Raw genomic sequence first — 24120 nt, forward strand, 5'->3', positions numbered from 1 at the left:
CACTGTCATTTCTGACAGTGACACGCAGATTCATCGGTTAAATACTCCCCTGACATTGCCACATCGCAGAACTCCGGAAAAGATTTTGGAAGATTCAAATCATGGCCAGCGCTCACCTGAAATACACCGCGCTCGATTGCATCGTCCCGGCCTGCTCCGATCTTTAGCCCGGACCTCAACCGACAGGCATCGCTACGGTGATCCGCCTTAAAGGAAGTCATGACTTAGCAAGGAGCCATTCGTGAATACATCCTCCCCACCACCCAACCAGCAATCAGGGAAACTGACTGCCCTGCAGATCCCGTCAATCGACATCAGCGAAAATGCGGGACTGGGTTGGGCCGACCTGAAGGATCCGCAAAAGGGCGTGGCGCTGTTCGCAGTCAAACCGCCCGGTATAGTCAAAGGCGATCTCATCGAGTTGTGGTGGAACGGTCAGGTCATCCAGAGCCTGTTCGCAAATCCTGATCGGTCCTCCATCGACTTTTCAGTGCTGCCTCAGGATATCCCCGATGAGCCAGAGGTTTGCGAGGTGTTCTACCGGATAACGCCCGCTGCGGGCGGTACACCTGAGGATTCTCCCGTGCGCCAGGTACGGGCAAAACGCAGCGTGCCCGGCGGCCTTGATACGGATAACTACTCGCCCTACATCAATGACAATCTGGCACCTGTAGAAAACCTGCCTTCACATATCGAGGTGCCCGCCGATCTGCCGCTGACCATCGCCGCCTGGGACAACATGCAGGAAGGCGACATTCTCCGTGTGTTCTGGGGCAGTAGAGAGTTCGTTGTTGAAAACCCACCGTTACCGTCCAGTGAAACAGGCAAGCCACAGACTGTCATCGTACCGATTGCGTTGCAGTTGGAAGCTGGCAACGGCGACACCTTCACTGTCTGTTACGAAATCCGCGACCGGGTGAGCAACTGGTCGGGCTATTCGCTCGTCGCGTTCACCACTGTCGATATCTTCGTGACGCCCGCACCGACGGTGAAGGAAGCGCCCGATGGCGAGCTGGACCCTATGCTGGCCCTGGCAGGTGCAACAGTGGTGGTGGCTTACCCCGACATGCGTGACACCGACAGCATTCGCGTACGCTGGGACGGCCACGAGGACGTGACCGATCCTGCTACCCTGCCCGGCAATCCAGCAGGAAGTGTGCAGTTCACCGTCAAACCTGCCGCAATTGCATCTGCCTTGGGCAAAACATTCCAGGTCACTTATGTCATTACCCGAGGACCGGACGAGCAGGAATCAGATCCTCTGCCCTTGAAAATACAGGCACTACCTGACTCGGTCCTGCCGACGCCAGGAATCCCGAAAGCCGGCTGGAGCAAAATGCTGCCAGTCCAGATACTGGAAGCCGACGTTAGTCTGACCGTACAGGCGTGGCCGTTCATCGCAACCGATCAGCGCATCTGGCTGCGTTTCGAAGGCACCGCAGAGGATGGCTCGGCCCATAACTGGAATCACCCGATCTGGCAGGATTTCGCAATCACCACTGACACAGCCCAGAACACCAATGTGGCATTGAGTGAACTGCAGAAACTCAAAGGCGGCAGCAATCTGCGACTGATCATGGAAATATCGTTCGATGGCGGGCTGAGCCGGACACCACTCCCGATCGAGACGATTGGAATCATTGTTTATCACCCGGTCAGCGGTTCCGAAGATTGGCAGACTTTCCAGAAAGAGGAGTTGCCACTGGGAGTTGACATACCATGTTCGAATGGCTCCGACCTCAGAATATTCGATGTTCCTGCGTCCATTGTAGACGTGAGAGGCACTTATCCCGAGTTCGGCGACCGTACGCTTCAGCTCACAGGTGACTCCAGCATAGCGTTTAACTGTGGAGGCTTTATCGAAACGCTGACCTTGTCTCATGCCAGAGCGGACTCGGATGAAAACTACATCAGCTTCTTCGACATTATGGACGTTGAGATTGCAAGAGAGACAATCCAGTCGGGCACCACAGTCGTTACATACAAAAAGACCCTCAACTCGGCCTGCCGGTATTTCCGGATAATTATTAAGAACAACACTGACACAGTACTTCTGGACAACCTGAGTTGGACGGCATGGAGCCCTTGAGCCAGCAACTAACCTGGCCGTTGCTGCATGCCTCGATATCCGGGCATCCAGCAATTGAAGGGAAATCGTAGCGGCCCTCTTTCAACGAAGTCATGACATAGCACGGAGCCATTCATGAATACGTCCTTTACATCAGTCAACCAACAATCCGGGCAATTGCCCGCGCTGCTGATACCGTCAATCGACCTCAACGGCCATAGCGGACTGGGTTGGGCCGATCTGAAAGACCCGCAAAAAGGCGTGGCGCTGTTCGCAGTCACGCCGCCCGGTACAGCTAAAGGCGATCTCATCGAATTGCTGTGGAACGGCAAAATCGTCCAGAGCCTGCTCGCCAATCCTGATCGCCCCTCCATCGACTTTTCAGTGCTGCCTCAGGATATTCCCGATGCCCCGGAAGTTTGCGAGGTGTTCTACCGGATAACACCCGCTGCGGGCGGTACACCTGAGGATTCTCCCGTGCGCCAGGTACGGTCAAAACGCAGCGTGCCCGGCGGCCTTGATACGGATAACTACTCGCCCTACATCAATGACAATCTGGCACCTGTAGAAAACCTGCCTTCACATATCGAGGTGCCCGCCGATCTGCCGCTGACCATCGCCGTCTGGGACAACATGCAGGAAGGCGACGTCCTCCGTCTATTCTGGGCGAGCAGCGAATTCGTAGTCGAGAACCCGCCACTGCCTGCGGACCAGACAGGAAAACCGCAGACCATCACCGTGAGCGCCGCGTTGCAGAAGGCTGCTGGCAGTGGTGACAACCTGACGGTCTATTACGGGATCAGCGACCGGGTTAGCAACTGGTCGGGCTATTCACTCGTCGCGTTCACTGCCGTCGATATCCTCGTAACACCCGCCCCACGTGTGAGCGAAGCGCCTGAAGGCGTACTGGATCCACTCCAGGCCGTGGCAGGTGCAACCGTGGTGGTTACTTACCCAGGCATGCTCGACACCGATAATATCCGCGTACGCTGGGACGGCCATGAGGATGCTACCTACCCTGTTTCGCAGCCCGGTAATCAGGCCGGAAGTGTCGAATTTACCGTTACGCCTGCAGCTATTGCCTGCGTGCTAGGGAAAACACTGGAGGTCACCTATGTCGTGACCCGTGACGCGAACGAGGTGGAGTCAGATCCGCTGTCTCTGACGGTAGAGGCCTTACCAGAATCGTCTTTGCCGACACCGAGAATCACACAAGCTCCCGGCAAGATACTGTACATGAACCCATTAAACGACGATGTCGACCTAACGGTCGAGGCCTGGCCGCTCATCGCAGCAGGTCAGCGCATCTGGCTGCGCTTTGAAGGCACCGCCCGCGATGGCTCGGTCTATAACTGGAATCACCCGACCTGGCAGGATTTCGCGATCACCAGTGACACGGCCCAGAGCACCAAAGTGGCGTTGAGTGAACTGCAAAAACTCAAGCACAACAAATACGTGCGATTGGTCATGGAGATATCGTTCGACAACGGGCTGACACGGGTGCCGTTTCCGATCGACAACGTGTTAATTATCCATTACTACCCGGTCAGTGGCTCCGAGAACTGGGAAAGTTTTCCCACCCAGGATTTGCCGGTTCCACACACATTGTATTGCTCGGATGATATGAATCTTTCCATCCATCATAGGCCGCTTTCTATTGTAAACGTCAGCGCAACTCATCCAGCTTTTGGCAGCCGCAGCCTTGAAGTCAAAGGAGATAATCAGTTCATATTCAACTTTTCCGGCCTGATCAAGACCCTGACGCTGTCTCACGTTGGCGCTGACCCGACAAGGGATCAAATCACCTTTTACGACATTGATGACAAGCCTGTTGTTAGTGCACAACTACAATCCGGTACCGGGATCGTCTCCCAGGAAATTCACCTGAGCCAAGGATGCCGTATTGCCAGAGTATCAATGAGTCAGCAGCAAGGCACGGTGCTTCTGGACAACCTGATCTGGACGGCATGAGTTCCTTGACTCAGCCCTGAATGCAGATGCATTGCGGGGCGGGCTTCTACCAGCGGGGCTCTGATGGCACACACATGGCCCCGCTTTCGAAGCACATGCATTGAGCAAAAGCTGAATGCCGGCTGAATCAACCCTGTTTGGCAGCGGTGCTCGTCAGGACCTCCAGATGCTCACCTGTCGCATCGTGTGCCGCGACAAGCGCCGCGATCCGGAGACGAACGCACTCTGTATTCATCACCGAACCTGATGCCTTCAGCTGCGGGACATATGCTTGGGCACCTTGCAATGCCTCTACAGTGCCTCCATAGTGAGTCCAGACTGAGCCCGAAGCTGTTTAGCCGGGCTTTTGCATTATGCGGCCGGGTCCGAAGGAACCGGCGACCTCAAAGACGGCCTAATATGCGTTCTCACTTGTCACCACGTCGAATCAGCATGAAGCACTTACTCCCAAGCACCGCCCTCGCACTGTCTATCGGTCTGAGCCTGTTGCCGATGTCAGCCAGCACTTTTGCCGCCAACAGCTGGGATAACCTTCAGCCGGACCGCGACGAAGTGGTTGCCAGTCTCAACGTGGTCGAGCTGCTCAAGCGGCATCACTACAGCAAACCACCGCTGGATGACAAACGCTCGGTCATCATCTATCAGAGCTACCTGAAACTTCTGGACCCGGCCCGCAGCTATTTCACGGCCAGCGATATCACAGAATTCGACAAGTGGCAGACCCAGTTCGACGACTTCCTCAAGAGCGGCGACCTGAACCCTGGTTTCATCATGTACAAGCGTTATCTGGATCGCGTGAAAGCGCGCATGGATTTCGTTCTGGCAGAACTGAACAAGGGCGTCGACAAGATCGACTTCAACACCAAGGAAACCCTGCTGGTCGACCGCAAGGACGCCGCATGGCCCAAGAACGAAGCCGAACTCGACGAGCTGTGGCGCAAACGCGTCAAGGATGAAGTCCTGCGTCTGAAGATCGCTGGCAAGGATCCGTCGAAGATCCAGGAAACCCTGACCAAGCGTTACAAGAATCAACTGGCGCGCCTGGGCCAGACCCGCGCTGAAGATATCTTCCAGGCGTACATCAATACCTTCGCCATGTCCTACGATCCGCACACCAACTACCTGTCTCCCGACAGCGCGGAAAACTTCGACATCAACATGAGCCTGTCGCTGGAAGGCATCGGCGCCGTGTTGCAGAGCGACAGCGACAACGTGAAGATCGTGCGTCTGGTACCGGCAGGCCCGGCAGCCAAGACCAAACAGGTCGCTCCGGCCGACAAGATCGTCGGTGTCGCCCAGGGCGACAAGGAAATGGTCGATGTGATCGGCTGGCGCCTGGACGAAGTGGTCAAACTGATTCGCGGGCCAAAAGGCTCGGTGGTACGCCTGGAAGTCATTCCTGCCAGCAATGCGCCCAACGACCAGACCAGCAAGATCGTTTCCATCACCCGCGAAGCGGTCAAGCTTGAAGAGCAGGCGGCGAAGAAGTCGATCCTGCACCTGAATCAGGATGGCAAGGACTACAAGCTCGGCGTCATCGAGATTCCAGCCTTCTATCTGGACTTCAAGGCCTACCGTGCCGGTGACCCGCAGTACAAGAGCACCACCCGCGACGTCAAGAAACTGCTGACCGAGCTCAAGGCAGAGAATGTCGATGGCGTCGTGCTGGACCTGCGTAACAACGGCGGCGGCTCCCTGCAGGAAGCCACCGAGCTGACCAGCCTGTTCATCGAACAAGGCCCGACCGTTCTGGTGCGTAATGCCGACGGCAAGGTCGATGTCCTCGAAGACGAAGCCAAAGGTGCCTTCTACAAAGGTCCGATGGCATTGCTGGTCAACCGCTTGTCAGCATCGGCCTCGGAGATTTTCGCAGGCGCCATGCAGGACTATCACCGCGCACTGGTGATCGGCGGGCAGACCTTCGGTAAAGGCACCGTTCAAACCATCCAGCCGCTCAACCATGGCGAGCTGAAACTGACACTGGCCAAGTTCTACCGGGTATCCGGTCAAAGCACCCAGCATCAGGGCGTGGTGCCGGACATCACTTACCCGTCGCTGATCGACACCAAGGAAATCGGCGAAAGTGCCCTGCCCGAGGCCATGCCATGGGACAGCATCAAGCCGGCGATCAAACCTGCCATCGATCCGTTCAAGCCATTCCTGGCGCAGTTGCAGTCGCGTCATGAAACCCGTACAGCCAAGGACGCCGAGTTTGTCTTCATCGAAGACCGCCTGGCCCTGGCCAAGAAGCTGATGAGCGAAAAAACCGTCAGCCTCAACGAAGCGGATCGTCGTGCCGAACACAGCGCGATCGAAAACAAACAACTGGCCCTGGAAAACACCCGCCGCAAGGCCAAGGGTGAGGAACCGCTCAAGGAGCTGAAAAAAGAGGATGAAGATGCCCTGCCGGTAGAAAACGAGAAGACCAAACCCGAGGATGATGCCTATCTGGCAGAAACCGGGCGCATTCTGATCGACTACCTGGGTCTGAGCGGTTCGGTAGCAAAGAAGTAATCGCTCATCGTTAATGGCCAAATAATGGCATCTGTCATTAAACAGTCATTGATCTGTAGTGTAATAAGGGGCTGAGCGTAAGCGCGTTCAGCCCCTTTTTATATCCAGAGACCGCCATGACGATGAATGAGCAGTTGAGTGCACTGAGTTCTATTCTGGCTCGTAGTGATTTGCACAGCTTGTTTCAACCCATCGTTTCGCTCTCGGGACGCAGCATCCTGGGTTATGAAGCCCTGACCCGCGGCCCGTCCAACAGCAAGCTGCACTCCCCCATCAATCTGTTTTCCGTGGCACGCAAGGCAGGTCGCCTCAGCGAGCTGGAACTGACCTGCCGCGACGGCGCCTGTCGTCGCTTCAGCCAGCAGAAGCTGCCGGGCAAGCTGTTTCTCAATGTCTCCCCCGAATCGCTGCTGGAAGCCTCCCATCCACCGGGTCGCACCCTTGAAATGCTGCAACGTTACGGCATCGCCCCGAAAGATGTGGTGATCGAACTGACCGAGCAGATGCCCACCGATGATTTCGAGCTGCTGTACAACGCGCTGCACCATTACCGCGACATGGGGTTTTCCATCGCACTGGATGATCTGGGTGCCGGTTACTCCAGCCTGAGGCTGTGGTCGGAACTGCGCCCCGATTACGTGAAGATCGACCGGCACTTCATCGATGGCATTCATCAGGATGCGGTCAAGCGCGAGTTTGTCGGCTCCATGCTGCAAATGGCAAAGGCTTCACGGGCCACGGTGATTGCCGAAGGTATCGAACTGCAGGAAGAACTCGCGGCGCTGACCGAAATGGGCGTGGACCTGGTGCAGGGTTATCTGCTGGCCCGCCCTCAGGAACGCCCATCGCGGGACGTGAGGGTCATGCTGCCCAAGACCGAAGTGGCCACCACGTCCCTGAACGAAGAAGCGTCGGACCTGAGTGCCCTGCTCAACCCGCAACCTTCGGTCAATCAGGAAACTCCGACCGCCGACGTGCTCGAAGCCTTCCGCAAACAGGCAAATCTCAATTCACTGGCCGTGCTGGACGAGAACTTCCGGCCCTGCGGCATCGTCCATCGCCACTCATTGTCCGAAGTGCTGCTCAAGCCGTTCGGCACCGAGCTGTTTGCCCGCAAACCCATCAGCCGCCTGATGAGCGATGACTTCCTGGCCGTGGAAGTGAACCAGTCCCTGCAACAGGTCAGCCGCCTGCTGACCAGCCGCGCACGTCAGCGTATCGAAGAAGATTTCATCATCACCAGCAACGGCATCTACATTGGCCTGGGCCGGGTGATCGATGTTCTGAAACTGATTACCGAACTGAAAATCCAGCAGGCCCGCTACGCCAACCCGCTGACCCTGCTGCCGGGCAATGTGCCGATTCAACAATGCCTGACGCGCCTGTTGCAGCAAGGACGTGAATCGATGATCTGCTATGTCGATATCGACAGCTTCAAGCCGTTCAATGATATCTACGGCTACGCCCGTGGCGACGAAGTATTGCTGTGTCTGGCGCAATGCCTGAACGACCGTATTGACCCGAGCCGTGATTTTGTCGGGCATATTGGCGGCGATGACTTTCTGATGGTGCTGGGCTTCGAGGAGTGGGAGAAACGCCTGCAGTCCCTGCTTGATGACTTCCAGAACCAGTGCCGACGTTTCTACAGGGCCGAACACCTGCAATCCGGCTGCTTCACGGCCCTGAACCGCCAGGGTCAGCGTCAGGAGTTTCCACTGCTGTCGCTATCCATTGGCGTCGTACACCTGCGCGAAGAAAGCTGCTCGCAAGTGGACGCCAGCCAATTGGCCGACCTGGCCTCCCAGGCCAAACACTTCGCCAAGGACGTGGCGGGCGCCAGCGTGCATGTGATCGATTCGTTGCGGCTGGATTTGCTGTCCAACGCCTGAAGCGATTCGCGAACTTGAAGATATGTGGGAGTGAATTCATTCGCGAAGGCCAAAACTCGCGAATGAATTCCTACAGCGGCTCGGGGTAGGAGAACTCGAACACTCGCACCACTTCCGAAGCATGCCATGCAGCAGCGGCTACTCCGTCGGAAGGCCCGGAAAACCTGCCCAGTCGCTCAACACACTCGAAAAAGCCGGTACGCGGTAAACGGCTCGCGCCCTGGCTGATGACCAGCGAACTGCGCAACGGCTGTTCGGCGCGCACGTCCAGAGCGGCAAGGTGCTCAAGGGCTGCGGTGAGGGTCTGCATGGCCGGGCTGGGTAATTGCAGACGCTCCAGCAAGGCCCTGTAAGTCACCAGATGACGCTGGCGGCGCGCATCGTCCAGTTCGCTCAACAGTCCATCCCAATGCTGACGACTGATGCGCACACTCATGGCTCGCTTCTCCAGCCTGGAAGTCCCAGCTCCCATGCCAGGCTGCGTTTGATCGCGGCATCGGGTTCACGGGTTCCGTTTTCGATCAGCTCCAGATAGGACGGGCTGATACCCACTGCCCGCGCCAGCTTCGCGGCTTCAAGCCCCTTGGCTTCGCGCAGCGCAGCCAACTGGTCAAAAGCCGGGTAATCGGCACTGGAAGCTTCGCTGGATGCCTGAACAGGCTCCGTACGTTTCTTTTCCGCAAAGCCTGCGGCTTTCAGGAGCGCCTGATACTGAGCCCACGGCAGAACTGCATATTCCGGCTCTCCATCACGAGAAATCACTTGAAGATCCATACACCCCCCTGTAGGACAAAAACACATTTTGTATAGGCTTGCTCCAGATGCAGGCATAGTAACAGCGGATTGATACAGCTGGTGTAACAGTTCTGAAACGGTCAGAGCTTACCGCCTTCCCTTTCCAGCGCTGCCTGAGTCTCGGGCAGCCGTTCAACAACTATGAGCTTCTCGGGTGACTGACGCTCGCGCCAGGCACGAAAGGCGTCCAGTTCGTCGGTCAGGTGCTTCATGATCCAGGCCAGAACCGCAATGTCATCGAACATCCCCAGGCCCGGGATCCAGTCGGGAATCGCGTCCAAGGGGCTCAGGAAGTACATCAGCCCCGCCACGATGGACAGAATGGCCTTGGGACTGATGTCACGGTATTCGCCGCGCCAGTAGGCCAGACAGAGCGCTTGCAACAGACGCAGATCTTCCTTGATACGTCCCAGCCGGCTGCCCTCGGTCGAACCTTTGCGCGCCACGGCAAACAACAGGCCCGGCAATCTGCCAGCGGCCAGCAGGCGGCGGGCTCCGGGCAGGTAACGAATGAAGTTCCAGGGTGCTTTCATGTTCACTCCCGCTCAATGAGGTGATGTCGGTAAACAAGCTCCAGCCTGCTGTCCGTTTACAAGGTTATCCACATAAGCTGTGGATAACCTTGTGAACAGCGCCCGTTTTCGTGCCTGAGCGCCCCGTTCTACGGGGGTCCAGCTTAAATCGGGCATTTTTTACTCACATAAAAAGACCCATAAAATCGTTGACTTACAGGTTTAACGCGACTAATCCCGTGCAATCGTGACGTACTGTCAGACAATCTTCATCGCGCCATGATACTGGGACTGTACGGGTAACGAAGCGTTCGGGAAATACGCCAGATACAAAAACGCCCTGTCGAGACAGGGCGTTTGGAAAAACCGGGCCAGATATTACTTCTTGGCCTTGGCCGGAGCCGGTTCTTCTTCAGCTTCAGGTGCCGCAGCAGCCGGGTCCTTGATGCCGAGCAGTTCCAGATCGAAGACCAGAACCGAATTGGCAGGGATTGCCGGGCTCGGGCTCTGTGCGCCGTAGGCCAGGTCGCTAGGGATGAAGAGTTTGATCTTCTCGCCCACGTGCATCAGTTGCAGGCCTTCGACCCAGCCTGGAATCACGCCGCCGACAGGCAGATCGATCGGGCTGCCGCGCTCGACGGAACTGTCGAATACCTTGCCATCAGTCAGCTTGCCTTCGTAATGAACAGTTACAACGTCAGTCGGCTTTGGCTGAGCGCCATCTGCCTTCTTGACGATTTCATACTGCAGACCGGAAGCAGTGGTGACCACACCCGGCTTCTTGCCGTTTTCTTCGAGGAATTTCTTGCCGGCGGCAGCCGACTCTTCGCTCAGCTTGGCCATGCGCTCTTCGGCACGCTTTTGCAGCGCAGCGAAGGCTTCAACCAGCTCTTCGTCTTTCAGTTTCTGATCTTTCTTGCCAACGGCGTCTTCGATACCCAGGGCCACAGCCTTGGAATCCAGATCGTCCATACCTTCCTGAGCCAGGCTTTTGCCCATGTTCAGACCAATACCATACGACGCTTTTTGTGCCGGGGTTTTCAGCTCGACAGTGCTGGCTTGCTTGTCACAACCTGCGAGTACCAGACCGACCAGGGCAATCGCCGCTGCCAACCGATGCTGTTTCATGCTAATTCCTTGTTCATGCGCCAATAGGGCAAACGAGTAAAGCCGCGAGCTTATCAGGCCGCCGCGATCAATGGCTACCGGCATGAGAGGCGCGCAAGCTCGATAAGTTCAGGTAAATAAAGGTTTTCTCCGGTTTACACGGCACCGTTCAGTCGCAGTTCAGTTTCCCGCTTGCGATACAGGCGGGACAACCACACCCGCTGTCGGCCAGTTCTGGCTGCGATTTATCACCCGCAGCCGCCCCGCCTGAGCCACCCGGCGTACAAAGTCAGTCCATCCAAGTGTGCCGGCAGCCAGTTGCGCCTGTATCGACTCGCTTCCCGAATAAACCCGCGAAAGCTGCCTGAGCAACTGATATTCAAGGGCCGAATGACTGGGCGTATAGCCCAGCAAGGCCCCATCGGGGGACGAGAAGTAAACCTCGGACATCGTGAAGCCATAGCGCACCGGCACCCATTTCGAGCGACGGGGCGGTATATAGCGATACTCGAACATGCGGTGCAGATCATCCGGCTGAAAGAAGTTGCGCCTTTCAGGCCGCTCCCCCTCGGCAATCACGGTATCGGGCGAAAAATACATGCCATCGATGCGATACCCTTCAGGCAATGGAGGCCGGTAATAGGCATCGGGATGGAATGCCGAACAAGGCGCGTAGACCATGCTCCCGTCTTCCAGGCGCGGGGCCGCCGCCCGGTACACGCCCCGCTGCGGATCGATCAGCAAAAAACCGATGGCCTGTGAATGAGCCCAGGCCCCGATCCGGCCATGCGCATAGCGTGCAGCTTCATCGGCACTGGGGAATTCCGGGCTCAGGAGTAACGGCGTCACCGGCCAGACCGTCTCGCAGACAGCAGGCGCAGGCATTGGAGGGTAAGGCTGCCAGTCATCCGCCACCTTGCCCGGTTTGCCCCATAGCCGACTGGTGACGACCACGTGCAAATCCCCGGCATGTGCCAGCATCCGGACCAGATCGCTGGGCATGAGAGTTTGCGCCTGCAACCCTCTGTGTACGTCGCTGAGCACGCATTGGTGAGGCCTGTCAGCCGGGCCGGACACCCTCCTGAAAAGGGCCTGCTCCGCTTCGGAATGCGAAAGGGTGTATTTGATCAGCGAGCCATCCGGCCCCGACAGATAGGTCACCGAACAGACTTCATGATCATCGATCACCGCATGGATATCGGCCACGGAAAGACTGTTGGGGTAAGTGGCCTTTTCCCTTTCAGACCACGCATCGAGGCCGGCAAAAAACGCGGGATGGGAATGGTAGATCGCATAATCGGCATGCCCTGCCGGGTAATAGACATATCCCTCCTGTTCGTGGCTCGGGAAGACCTCATTGGGATCGAACTCAAAGGTCTTGCCAGCCATGGGTTCGGTGGCGACGTACTTGCCATCACCGCGCACAAGAATGAAACCGCCGTATTCCCGATCACGCCTGTTACCGATGACTTCATGGACATACCGCGCCACATCATCGGGATGATCGAAGGGCTCGCTGAGCGCAGGCATGCGTGGATGAGAGGCAATAGACCGCCTGGTGCGTCGTAGTCTGGGTTGCATATGAAAGCTCCTTGATAGCCTTGGACTGAATGAGTCCAAAGCGTAAGGAGCTCCCGAGGAAGAGATGACATATGCGGATATGACATCAAGCGCTTGTTTACAACCCGGCCTGCTGCGGCTGGCCCGCATCCTGCGCCGCCTGAAGAACCCGCAGCAGGTTCTCGCCCCAGATATTGGCCAGATCCTTCTCGGTATAACCCGCTCGCAGCAGGCGCTCACTGATTTTCGGCAACAGGCTGACATCTTCCAGCCCTACCACCCCGCCACCGCCATCCCAGTCAGCACCGATGCCCACATGTTCAGGCCCCACCACGTCGAGGATGTGCAGCAGGTGTTTCATGAACACCTCAAAGTCGGGCTTGGGCGGCCCGTAGCGCTTTTTGATCGCAGCGACCTCGCTGTGCAATTCCTTGACCTGATCGGGCGACAGGGCTGCCAGGTTCCGATAACGGGCATAGAGCGGTGCCAGTGCCTTCTGCCGCTCAGGGTCGACCTTCTGGGGGATCAGATAATCGCCGTAGCTGTTGACCTGCACCACACCGCCCTTGGCCGCCAGTTGTCGCAGCCTCTCATCATCAAGGTTGCGTGGGTGCGCGTTGACCGCCTTGCTGCTGGTGTGGGAAGCGATGACGGGAGCCTTCGAGATGGCCAACACCTGATCGAACACCGCGTCCGACGCATGGGAAACATCCAGCAGAATCCCCAGACGATTGGCGGCCGCCACCAGATCGCGCCCCTTGGGGCTCAGGCCGTTCCATTCGGGCAAGGCCGTGGCCGAATCGGCGATTTCATTGGTGCTGAAATGCACCAGGCCCAGCATGCGCAGACCTTGTCGGTAATAGGTCTGGATCAGTTGCGGATCCGAGCCCAACGGGTCGGCGTTTTCCATACTGATAAACACCACACGCTTGCCTTGCGCAGCAATGCGTCGGGCATCAGCAGCCGTCAGGGCCAGCTCGAACGAGTCCGGGGAACGAGTTGCCAAGTCGCGAATCCGCGCCAGCATGGCAAGACCGTAGTTGCTGGCATAGGCCCGGCCCTCTTCGGTACGTGGGCCGGGCGCGGTGTAGATCACCCAGAAGCCACCATCCAGGCCACCCTCGATCATGCGCGGCAGATCCACCTGGCTGCCATCTTCACGGTAAGTGTGCCGGGCCAGAATGTCCCAGCCGGGCCGGGAAAGCTGCATCGGCGTATCCAGGTGGCTGTCGAGCACCAGCAGGCGCTTGTGCAGTTCCAGGGTGCTGGCGCGCACTTCATCGTCAGCAAAGGCGGCTTGAGACGCGATGACCAGCGCCAGAGGGGCCAGGGAAGACAGAAAATGTTTGCAGGTCATGGCTCAGAACTCCGCACTCAAGGTGGTCTGGAAGGTGCGGGGCGAGCCGGGTCGATAGAAAGCAGGCCCGCTGGTGCTGGTCAGGATGTAGCCCAGGTAATCCTTGTCGAACAGGTTGTCGATGTTGAAGCGCAGCTTGACGCTCTTGAGCGGCCCGTAACGCAGGTTGTCGCCCCCCAGGTCCAGATAGGCGTTGTAGAGCGTGTAGCCCGGCACCGACTCGGTATTGGTGAAATTGCTGTAGCGCGAACCGATATGACGGGCCGAAAAATTCAGCACGGCCCACGGCTGCAATTCGTAGGTCACGCCCGCCTGCGCCAGCCAGCGAGGGCTATCGGGGATGTCGTTGTCACGCAGTGCAAAACCGGCCGCATCGTCCTTGAAGCGGGCAATGTTGTAGGTCAGGTTGCCGTTGAGCACGACCTTGTTCGACAGCACCGGTGGCTTCCATTGCCCGCTGAGTTCCGTGCCATAGGCCTCTGCCTTGCCGACATTCTGGAAGAACGTCTCCACCGTGCTGCTGCCCGCCACTGGCGAGGCGAAGGCTTGCAGGCGGTTATCGAATTCAGTGCGATAAAAGGCCCAGGAAGCGTTGAAGGTCGGTCGGTTGAGGCGATAACCCACTTCGTAGTTTTTCGAGGTTTCGGCTTCAGGTGCCGGAGCGTTAGGGCTGGCGGCACGAAATACATCATCGGCACCACGGGGCAGTGCCATGTTTTCCGAATAGGACGCAAACACCTGAGAGTTGGCCGTCACGTCATAGACAAACCCCACCTGCGGCAGGAAGTGATCGTTCCATGACGTGCTCAGGCGCGGTTGCCGGTTGGCGATGTAATCACCCGCATTGCGATAGCCTTCTATGCGGTAATCCAGTTCCAGGCGTTTGAAACCGTATTGCAGCCTCAGCCGGTCATCGAGCAGGGTCCAGGTGTCCTTGAGATGGAACTGCACAGAGTCGCGGGTCGAACTGAAATCCCCTTGCAAGTGCACCGGCTCGTTGCGCAGCGGCGTACCTGCCGGGCTGCCATCCACCAGGTTGTAACGCGCCTGCAAGCGATTGAAGACGTCCTTTTCAACCCAGACGCCGGTCTCGATGGCATGGTTGCCCACATGCCATGTCAGGCTGCTGAGTGCGCCATAACGATGACCACTCAGAGCGGAAAGCCCGTATTGCACGCCACGCGGCGCAACCAGTCCCGCCACGCTGCCGCTCTGGGCATTATGAAGAGCCAGCGACGTGGCATAGGCTTCAGGTGAAACTCCATAACCTTTCTTGGCTTCGTAATAGACGCTGGTACGGCTTTCCAGATCCGGGTTGAGCTGGAAGTTGCCGGTCAGGCTGTAGAGCGTATCCCGGCGCTGGTTGATCGCCTGCTTGTAATACTGGTTGTAGCCCGCGTTGCTGTAAGGCACGCCCGCGGCCGTTTCCGGCAGATCGGGAAGTTCGCCCAGATAGGCGAAGTCGCGACCGGAACGACCAAACTCGTCATTGGCAGTGCCGTTGTACTGCGCCAGATTCACATACGGCGAGTCGTAGTCGAAAAAGTCGTTATGCACAGCACGAAACAGCAGTTCATGCCCGTCGCCGAACGCGTAGCGAACCTTGCCTTCAAGATGTTCGCGGTCGATGGTGCCGGGGCCGCGCCATAAATCACCATCGATTTTCGAGCGACTGAAATAGGCTGAAAGCCCTTGGTACTCGCCGGTCTCCAGCTTGATGAAACTGCGCCGCAGGCTGTCGCTGCCCAAGGTGTAGGACGTGCTGATCCCGCTTTCACGCGAAGGGTTGGACGAGACGTAATCGACGTAAGGCCCAAGGGAGGTATAACCCGGCTGCGAGACGTCGCCCGCGCCGGTGGATGCGGTCACCCGCTGGGTATTTTCGTTATCCACATAGCGATAGATCGGGCTGCCGCCAAACTGATCGCTGCGCCCCAAGGGCACGCCGTCGATGGAAAAACCGATCTGCTGAAAGTTGAAGGCGCGTACGAACACCGAGTTGCCGAACTCGTACAAACCCAGCGCATCGTTGACCTGCACGTTGAAGCCCGGCAAGGCTTCAAGCATCTTCAGGCCGGAAGTTCCCGCCGGTGCCGACAGCAAGGCCTGATGGGAAATGGACAAGGTATTGCTGATCTGGTCAGTGCCGATAGCCTCGTCCGCCTGGGTCACTCGTGCGCCCACCACTTCGACCTTTTCCAGCCGGGCATCCTGTGAGGCTTCCTGCGCCAGAACCGATTCACCCGCCAGCCCGATCATCAGCAAGCCACTCAACCATGACTGCCTTTGTACACTGCCACTCTGTAACGCTGCACGCTGATGAGTCATCGTTCATCCTTGTCGGCATTTCGCAGGCACGCAAAGCCCCGCCAGGGTTTGAGCGCCAAGCGCCCGAACCCCGGTATCCGATTTTTTGGGTTTTAAAAAGGTCTGGAAAAAGCGTGAAGCCTTACGCTGTTCTGGCAGCGATGGCCTCGATTTCCACCAGTGCGCCCGGCAATGGCAGGGCTACGACTTGCAGCGCAGTGCGCGCCGGTTTGTTGGGTTGCTCAGCCGTGCCGAAGAACTGCGTGTAGCCTGCCTGCAAACCGGCGAAATCCAGCTTGCCGCCGGTTTCTTCAGCGCCCACCAGAAACACCCGCAATTGCACGATATCGCCCAGATCCAGATCCTGTTGCCGGAGGATATTGCGGATCTTGTTGAACACCGAAACGGTCTGGGTTTCGGTATTGCCGAACGCCGCTGGCGTGCCCTTGGGGGCTTGCGGGTCGGCGACATCCGGCAAGGTGCCGCTGACAAATATCAGGCTGGCCGATGCCGGAACGGTCACGGTCTGCGAGATGGGAAAATCACCGACACTGGTGCGTTTGATCTGGTCGCTCATGGTTGTTGCTCCTTCAATGGATAGTCATGCGCCGATAGCGGCTTTCTGTCGCTGCTGGATAACCCGTTCGCCCAATTGCGCCACCACATGGCGTGCCGAGTTGGCTGCCGATTCCTGCCAGATGCCAACCCCGCTTTGCACAAGCCCGTCGCCAGCGAAATACACCCGGCCATGGGCCTCTTCCAGCAAAGCACTGGCCTGGGCCGGGAACAGTTCGCGCTGTAACCACGGGCCTTCGCTGAACGGAATCTGCTCCCAGGACACCACCAGTGGATTGCGCAACTGCTGCGAATAACCGGGGTGAAGTAATTCCACCGCTTCACGGGAGGTCGCAAACTGAGTGTCGAGAGGCTGGGTGCCGAAAGTATCGGCCCCCTCGCCCGTGACATAGCCGGCCACCAGCAGCCCCTCGCGGGTATTGAGGTCGTTGCTGGGATACCAGAGCAGTCGCGCCGGATGCTCGATCCAGGAAATCCCGCCATAGGTGCGGTACTCGCTTTCCCAGAAGCGCGGCGACTGCCAGGCCACTTTGGTTGCGTGGCCATTGTGGGTGCTGAGCAGCGCGGCCTTGACCGGATCACTGAAATCCGTGTCGAGCCTGGCCAGCAGCGGCAGCGGCAATGTGGACACCAGATAGTCGGCACGCACCACTTGCTCGCGGCCACTGTGTTTATCGTGATACGTGACCGCCACGCCCTCTTCGAGCTGACGGATGCGGCGCACCTGAGCGCCCAGTTGCACCTGATCAGTCAGGCGACTGTAGAACGCATCGGTAATGCGATCCATGCCGCCCACCGGTTGAAACATGGTGGCCGAGAACTCGGGAAACTCCGAATGCAGTAACGCGCCCCACAGCTCGGGATGCAGCAGTCGATCCAGCGTTACCGGTGCCAGACTCCCCGGCAAGGCACCCGGATGGCTGGGGGAATCCTGATGCCCGGAACGAATGCTGCCTTCATAGGCCAGCTCCTGAGACAGGTCGCCATAGACCTGCAGAAACGCCAGCAGACGAGTACGTTCTTCAGCGCTCAAGACATCGTCCAGTGCATCACGCTGCACCGCCCTGGCCAGCAATCCAGACAGATGCCCGCGAGCATCGTTGAGCGCCTGCCCTACCGTGAAAGCAGGCCGCTCCAGATCAGGACGCACTTGCGCGCCATGACTGGTATTGACCAGCACTTCCAGAGGCACACCCAGTTCGCTGCAATAGTCGAGCAGGGTTCGATGCTGGCTCGGAATCCGCGCAGGGCCGGCATTGAAATACACACCCTGATCGAACTGCGCGGTTTGCGTGCGGCCATCGAGATAATCGACCTTGTCGCCATTGCGCAGGGTCCAGGTACGGCCACCCACGCGCTCGCGAGCCTCCAGCACTTGCACCTTGAACCCGGCGCGGGTCAACTCAAGTGCAGTGACCAGCCCGGCAATCCCGGCACCGAGCACCAGCACGCTTGCCCCCTGCCCCGTATCGGCTTTCAGCTTCAAGGGTTGTGGCCGCCGGTGCGACGAAGGCCCAAGCCCCAGAGCCGCCAGCGCGCCCTTGACGGCTTGCTCGCCGCCTACCGCCGCAATGCTCGAAAGCGCTTCGCGTCGTGTCAGTCCCATGTTCATGTCCTCCCTGAATGGCTCAATCCGGCAAGCCTGGCGGGTTGATTTCCGATTGATCGATGCGCTCCACATCCAGTCCCCAGCGCTTGAGCACCTGATCGTATTGCCCACCGGCAATCACGCCCTGAAGCGCAGTGTGGATCGGCTTGACCAGGCCGTTGTCCTTGCGCGTAGTCACTGCGATATCGGCGCGACGCGGCCAGCCGCCGTTGACGATGCCCACCCGCTTGATGCCGTTGGTCAACGCCTGGGAATAAGCCGAAAGCGCGTTGGGACCAAAGGTGGCATCGACGCGCCCCGACTGAACCGCCAGTTGTGCGGCCGCCACGTCGTCGTAGTACTGCAGCAAGGCAGGCTTGATACCGGCCTTTTCGTTTTCCTCGTTCCAGGCCAGCAGGACTTTTTCCTGATTGGTGCCGGAGCCGACGATGATCTTCAACCCGGCAATGTCGCTGGCCTGTTTGATGGAGGTGATCTTGCTGTTGGCCTTCACATAGAAGCCCAGTACGTCCTGTCGATAGGTGGCGAAATCGAAGCGTTTCTTGCGCGCTTCGGTGACGGTCACGTTGCTGATCACTGCATCGTATTTGCCCGAGCTGACACCCAGCGGCCAGTCTTCCCAACTGGCCTGTACCACATTCAGTTCCAGACCAAGGCTGTCGGCCACCAGTTGCGCGGTATCGGCTTCACTGCCGATGGTGGTCTTGTCATCGGAAGCCAGCAGCGCCAGGGGCGGCCCGGCAATCCCGGAGACACCCACCGTGAACTTGCCCGGCTGGGCGAACTTGAAGCCCTGAGGAATCTGCGCGATGGCTTCCTCGTTGCGCGGCGCGCGGATGCGCTGCTGGTCGGGGCTCAGATTGACCTTTTGCACGGTCGGCGGCGTAGCACTCTCAGCGGCAATGACAGGTTGAGCCAGGCCGATGGCTATCGTCAGCAGCGCCAGACGCGCGGTGTTTGCAAGCATGCGAAGTCACTCCTTTAACACTCGAAAGTTCACAGCACCTTGCCCAGAAAGGCGATGGTGCGAGGATGGCGGGGTTGGCGAAATATCTGTTCGGGTGGTCCTTCTTCGATCAACTGGCCTTCGCAGAGAAACACCACGTGGTCGGCCACCTCTTTGGCAAAGCCGATTTCGTGGGTCACGACTACCAGGGTCACGCCGAGCCGGGTCAGGCCCTTGATGACATCCAGCACCTCACCGACCAGTTCCGGGTCCAGCGCGGAAGTCGGCTCGTCGAACAGCAGCACTTTCGGATCGAGTGCCAGGGCTCGGGCGATGGCGACACGCTGTTGCTGGCCGCCTGAAAGTTGCCGTGGATAGGCGTCGGCCTTGTCTTGCAGGCCCACTTTGCCGAGCAGTTCCAGAGCCCTGTCCCGGGCCTCGGTCTTGCTCCAGCGCTTGTGGGCCAAGGGCGCTTCGGCGATGTTTTCCCAGGCCGTCAGGTGCGGGAACAGGTTGAAGTTCTGGAACACGAAACCCACGTCGATGCGACGCTTGAGAATCTCGCTTTCCTTGAGTTCATAGAGCAGGTTTCCCTGGCGGCGATAGCCGACGTATTCACCGTCGATGGTGATGTGCCCGCTGTCGATTTTCTCCAGATGATTGATGGTCCTGAGCAAGGTCGACTTGCCGGAACCGGAAGGCCCGAGAATCACCGTGACCTTGCCCGGCTCGATGGTCAGGTCGATATTCCTGAGCACTTCCTGATTGCCGAAACGCTTGCCCACGTTCTGGATCTGGATGCGCCCGGCGCGCACCGCCGTTGCCGACTCAGCCATGGGTCTTCTCCTTGAACCAGTGGCGCAGACGCTGAAAAGGCGTCGGCGGCAGGACACGCGCCGTGCCACGGGCAAAATGACGCTCGATGTAGTACTGGGCGCAGGTCAGCAAGGTGGTGATGATCAGGTACCAGACGGCGGCGACGATCAGCAGCGGAATCACCGCCTGGGTGCGGTTGTAGATCACTTGCACGGTGTAGAACAGGTCCGGCAGCGCCAGCACGTAAACGATGGAAGTGCCCTTGACCAGACCGATGATTTCGTTGAATCCCGATGGCAGGATCGAACGCAGGGCCTGAGGCAGGATGATGCGGAAAATCCGCCGCTGTGCGGGCAGGCCAAGCGCAGCCGCCGCTTCATGCTGGCCGTTGTCGACGCTGATGATGCCGCCACGAATGATCTCCGCGGTATAGGCCGCCTGCATCAGGCTCAGGCCCAGTACCGCCACGGTGAACTGGCTCAACACGTCGACTGTGGACCACTCGGCCAGCACGATCCCGGTGAACGGCACGCCCAGTACGATGTGGTCATAGAGGTAGGCAAAGTTGTAGAGGATGATCAGCACCAGCAAGGCAGGCATTGAACGGAAAAACCAGATGTAGCCCCAGGCCAGCGACGCCAGCAGCGGCGACTTCGACAGACGCGCCAGTGCCAGCACCGTGCCCAGCACAATACTGAACACCGTGCTCAGCACCGTGAGCAGCAAGGTCTGGCCCAAACCTCGCAACACCGACGGCGAGAAGAACCATTTGGCAAACACATCCCACTCCCAGCGCGGGTTGGTGGCCAGCGAATGGACGATGCCGAACAACACCAGTGCGGCGAATACAGACCCGACCCAACGCCAGGGATGACGAGCCGGCACAATCTGCAAAGCCCCGGCAGGAACCACGGCCTGAGGCTCGGATACCTTGTAGTGAGTCTCCTCGTCTCGGAGGTCGAACGGTTTGGCGACAATAGGCATCTCGGGTTCCTCGCACGCAATGACACGTGATCGCGTCTTGTTAATGTCGAATAGCTTGAGCGCAGTGACTGCGTTCACTTAAAAGGCATACGTCAGGCGGGTGTAGTAATAGCCACCGGTAAATCCGAAGGGCGAGTAAGTGCCGTAGCTACTGGTCATGGTGTTGCTGGGGATGCCCTGTTTCTTGGGGTAGACGTCAAACAGGTTCTTGGCACCCACGGCGATGTTCAGGTCTTTGGTGAGGTTGTAGCCGACGTCCAGATCGGTGATCCATTTGGCGGCATAGATGCGATCCAGGGAGCGGTTGGCGGAATCGTTGACTTCCTTGTAGGAGCCATAGCGGGTCAGGGCCAGGTTGATAGTGAACTTTTCGATGCTCCAGTCGCCGCCCAGGATCAGCTTGGTCCTGGGCTGAATGCCGGTCACATCGTTGCGGGCTTCACGGTCCATCAGGTCATAGGAAGTACCCAGAATGGTGGTGGAAGCCTTGTAGCTGAGGATTTCGGTCTGGTTCCAGTTGAACGCCGCAGTCCATTTCACAGAACCGAGCGCGCCCAGGTCCTGGCGGTAATTACCGACCACATCCACGCCCTTGGTCCGGGTGTCGGCACCGTTGATGAAGTACTGGCCGCCCAACGTCGAGTTGATGCCGTTGTTCTGCAACACCTGGGTGACCTCATCGCCCAGCAGCGTGCCGGTCAGGGTGATGCGATCGCGGATGTTGATCACATAGGCATCGGTGGTGAGGCTCAGGCGATCAGTCGGTGTCAGGGTGAAGCCCAGGCTGAAGTTGGTGGAGCGCTCAGGCTTGAGGTCTTCGGCACCCAAGGCTTGGGCTGCGCCCGAAGCCACCGGCAGCACACCGAAGTTGATGGACTGATAGACGCCATTCACCACGCCATAGGTGGTCGAACGAGCACTGAACAGACTGTTGGCCAGCGAAGGCGCACGAAAACCGTTGCTCACGGTCGCCCGCACGGCGAACTCGGGGGTGAAGTCATAACGGGTGGTCAGCTTGCCGCTGCGGGTCGCGCCCACGCCCTGGTTGTAGTGCTCATAACGCAACGCCGTGCCCAGATACCACTGCGGCAACGGGTTGAAACCTACATCGACATAACTGGCGACACTGTTACGGGTGGCGCTGCTGGCTTCATCCGGGGAAATACCGTTGGTGACCTGCGCGCCGGAAGAGGCGCAATTGCCCGGCGCAACGCAATAGCCACCGTTGGCATAGGAAGCCCAGTCACCTTCCTGAACCTCATAGCCATCGCGGCGATGCTCGAAGCCGTAAGACAGGTCCAGAGGTTTTTGCAGGCCGATATCGAAGCCGCGCTTGAAATCCAGGTTGGTGGTCAACTCGGTGGCGATCCAGGTGCCGGAAGTGAAATGGTTGGGTGTGGCCTCACCCAGTGAAGGGTTCTGGTTACGCTCGGTGCCCTGCTCGGCTTCGTTACGTCCATAAGTGGAAGACAGGTCCCAGTCCCACTCGCCGACCTGGCCCTTGGCGCCGAATGCCGCCTGGAAATCCTCTTCGTCGATGTACCAGATAGGCACATAACCGCCCGGGTAGCCGTTGGGGCCGGTGGTGATGGTGTTGGTGATGGTCGGTAAACGAAAGTTCTGGCCTTGCTCGGCTTTGCGGCGCGAATAGGTGGTGAACGAATAAAGGCTGAGGTCGTCGCTGACCGGCAGTTCCGCGTTATAGCCCAGGGTCAGCAGGTTGATCTTCGGTGTGCCGTAGCCCCCATAAGTGGACTTGCCCGCCCGATCCAGCGCCTGCTCGTAGGTGTAGCCGTTGGCACTGGCCTTGTTGTCATCGTTCTGGCTGCGGGCATCGAGCGCCAATTGCACGATACCGCCATCGCCAATCTCGAAACCCTTGTTCAGGCTCTGCTGAACCGTCTGCTTCTTGCCGTCATACCCAATGCCCGCATTGGTCACAGCCGTGCCGCTGGTATCGGCCTTGAGGATGATATTGATCACCCCGGCGATGGCGTCGGAGCCATATTGAGCGGCAGCACCGTCGCGCAGCACTTCGACATGATCGATGGCGCTGATGGGAATGAAATCCAGATCGGCAGGAGCCGCGCCCGTATTGATACCGTTGATGTTCAGGGTTGCACTGGTGTGGCGACGTTTGCCATTGACCAGCACCAGCACTTCGGCGGCACTCAGGCCACGCAGGTTCGGCGCACGGGCCATGCCGCTGGCGTCCCAGCCGGTTTTTTCCGGCAGGGTCAGGGATGGAATCACCGCACTCAGGGCTTCCATCAAACCGGGCTTGCCGGTGCTTTGCAGTTGCCTGGCGCTGACCACATCGATCGGCACCGGGCTACTGGTGACAGTGCGCTGCTCGGCACCACGGTTACCAGTCACCACCACGGTAGACAGGGTATCGCTGCTATTGGACGCCGTTTCCTGAGCCTGAACCGCTCCGGCCAACAGCATACCGCCCACGGCCAGCGCCAAGGGATTCAAACCCATGGCGCGCCTTGGCCCATGAACATCCTGTAAGACTCTCTGCACATCCACTCCAAAGGGCCGCCATTGCAGCCCGCTCATCCAGATTGCGCGGTCGGGCACTCACGCCGTCATCGAGACAGCGCGTCGTGCGCTTATGGGTTGATGCCAACATCCGGTCCCGACGCCTGAAAACAGCCGGGACAAAACGAAAGCTAACTGTGCGCAGCCGGACGAGCAGGAGGCTGGAATACTGCAGAGCGCCTGTCAGCGACAGGGCGAGAGGAACCCGGATAGCGGGATTGAAGTGGCAACATACATCGAACTCCCTTCCAACGATCCTGCAACGGGGGTCAGTGGTGGATCACCCCGGCATGCCTTGCAAACTCAGGCTCCTGGCCTGTTTGCGCGACGGCATGCGCGCAGAACCTTGATCACGATTGGTACCATCCGAGGTGAGGGGTAGGCTGTCGAAACCAAACATAACGGAATCAATGGCGCAGAAAAACTTCTATTTCGCTATAAGCTAATATGATAAATATTGATTTTTCATTAAGAACTTAATCCAATAAATGAATATAAGCAGCGCCACGCGGGCGTAAGAGCGAATTCATTCGCGAATAAATTCGCTCCTACACACAATCGTGAG

The 24120-nt window shown here is 58.4% G+C and carries 17 protein-coding genes; 4 read left to right on the forward strand and 13 right to left on the reverse strand.

From position 1 onward, the window contains the following. Positions 1 to 241: 241 nt before the first annotated feature. The 4 genes from K5D32_RS13230 (at position 242) to K5D32_RS13245 (ending at position 8442) form a co-directional block, all read left to right on the forward strand. The gene (locus K5D32_RS13230) at positions 242 to 2089 is read left to right on the forward strand and encodes a hypothetical protein (protein WP_221600581.1); all 1848 of its coding nucleotides are present in this window, start codon (positions 242 to 244) and stop codon (positions 2087 to 2089) included. Between the two features lie 114 nt (positions 2090 to 2203). Beyond that, positions 2204 to 4039 (forward strand): hypothetical protein, encoded by a 1836-nt coding sequence (locus tag K5D32_RS13235; protein WP_221600582.1) that lies wholly within the window; start codon positions 2204 to 2206, stop codon positions 4037 to 4039. 432 nt (positions 4040 to 4471) lie between these two features. Beyond that, positions 4472 to 6553: a carboxy terminal-processing peptidase gene (locus tag K5D32_RS13240; RefSeq protein ID WP_221594827.1), complete on the forward strand. Its 2082-nt coding sequence runs from the start codon at positions 4472 to 4474 to the stop codon at positions 6551 to 6553. Between the two features lie 116 nt (positions 6554 to 6669). Beyond that, positions 6670 to 8442 (forward strand): bifunctional diguanylate cyclase/phosphodiesterase, encoded by a 1773-nt coding sequence (locus tag K5D32_RS13245; RefSeq protein WP_221575550.1) that lies wholly within the window; start codon positions 6670 to 6672, stop codon positions 8440 to 8442. A gap of 70 nt (positions 8443 to 8512) precedes the next feature. Here K5D32_RS13245 and K5D32_RS13250 read toward each other — a convergent pair whose 3' ends face one another. The 13 genes from K5D32_RS13250 to K5D32_RS13310 all read right to left on the reverse strand — a co-directional run bounded on the left by K5D32_RS13250 (position 8513) and on the right by K5D32_RS13310 (position 23495). Further along, positions 8513 to 8878 (reverse strand): hypothetical protein, encoded by a 366-nt coding sequence (locus tag K5D32_RS13250; RefSeq protein WP_198725418.1) that lies wholly within the window; start codon positions 8876 to 8878, stop codon positions 8513 to 8515. Beyond that, a complete protein-coding gene (locus K5D32_RS13255) occupies positions 8875 to 9216 on the reverse strand; it encodes a helix-turn-helix transcriptional regulator (protein WP_221575549.1) in 342 nt (113 codons plus the stop codon). Before K5D32_RS13255 ends, K5D32_RS13250 begins: the two co-directional genes overlap by 4 nt. A 101-nt stretch (positions 9217 to 9317) precedes the next feature. Further along, positions 9318 to 9770 (reverse strand): YkvA family protein, encoded by a 453-nt coding sequence (locus K5D32_RS13260; protein WP_025261153.1) that lies wholly within the window; start codon positions 9768 to 9770, stop codon positions 9318 to 9320. A gap of 357 nt (positions 9771 to 10127) precedes the next feature. Continuing rightward, positions 10128 to 10877: an FKBP-type peptidyl-prolyl cis-trans isomerase gene (locus K5D32_RS13265; RefSeq protein ID WP_198725413.1), complete on the reverse strand. Its 750-nt coding sequence runs from the start codon at positions 10875 to 10877 to the stop codon at positions 10128 to 10130. Positions 10878 to 11036: 159 nt separating this feature from the next. Continuing rightward, positions 11037 to 12437: a DUF4329 domain-containing protein gene (locus K5D32_RS13270; RefSeq protein ID WP_221600583.1), complete on the reverse strand. Its 1401-nt coding sequence runs from the start codon at positions 12435 to 12437 to the stop codon at positions 11037 to 11039. A 97-nt stretch (positions 12438 to 12534) separates the two neighbouring features. Further along, entirely contained in the window at positions 12535 to 13773 is a 1239-nt protein-coding gene (locus K5D32_RS13275) for a dipeptidase (protein WP_221600584.1), read from the reverse strand. 3 nt (positions 13774 to 13776) lie between these two features. After that, on the reverse strand, positions 13777 to 16101 hold the full coding sequence (locus K5D32_RS13280; RefSeq protein WP_221600585.1) for a TonB-dependent receptor: 2325 nt from the start codon (positions 16099 to 16101) through the stop codon (positions 13777 to 13779). A 121-nt stretch (positions 16102 to 16222) separates the two neighbouring features. Next, a complete protein-coding gene (locus tag K5D32_RS13285; protein ID WP_025261158.1) occupies positions 16223 to 16657 on the reverse strand; it encodes a RidA family protein in 435 nt (144 codons plus the stop codon). Between the two features lie 24 nt (positions 16658 to 16681). Continuing rightward, the gene (locus K5D32_RS13290) at positions 16682 to 18262 is read right to left on the reverse strand and encodes an FAD-dependent oxidoreductase (protein WP_221600586.1); all 1581 of its coding nucleotides are present in this window, start codon (positions 18260 to 18262) and stop codon (positions 16682 to 16684) included. A 22-nt stretch (positions 18263 to 18284) separates the two neighbouring features. Beyond that, entirely contained in the window at positions 18285 to 19232 is a 948-nt protein-coding gene (locus tag K5D32_RS13295) for an ABC transporter substrate-binding protein (RefSeq protein ID WP_221600587.1), read from the reverse strand. Positions 19233 to 19261: 29 nt separating this feature from the next. Further along, positions 19262 to 20047, reverse strand: coding sequence for an amino acid ABC transporter ATP-binding protein (locus K5D32_RS13300; RefSeq protein WP_221600588.1), 786 nt, complete (start codon positions 20045 to 20047; stop codon positions 19262 to 19264). Continuing rightward, on the reverse strand, positions 20040 to 21011 hold the full coding sequence (locus tag K5D32_RS13305; RefSeq protein WP_221600589.1) for an amino acid ABC transporter permease: 972 nt from the start codon (positions 21009 to 21011) through the stop codon (positions 20040 to 20042). Before K5D32_RS13305 ends, K5D32_RS13300 begins: the two co-directional genes overlap by 8 nt. A 78-nt stretch (positions 21012 to 21089) precedes the next feature. Beyond that, positions 21090 to 23495, reverse strand: a complete 2406-nt coding sequence (locus K5D32_RS13310; protein ID WP_221600590.1) for a TonB-dependent receptor — start codon at positions 23493 to 23495, stop codon at positions 21090 to 21092. Between the last annotated feature and the right edge of the window lie 625 nt (positions 23496 to 24120).

Origin of the sequence: Pseudomonas cichorii (assembly GCF_019719005.1) — a bacterium.
Lineage (GTDB): Bacteria > Pseudomonadota > Gammaproteobacteria > Pseudomonadales > Pseudomonadaceae > Aquipseudomonas > Aquipseudomonas cichorii_E.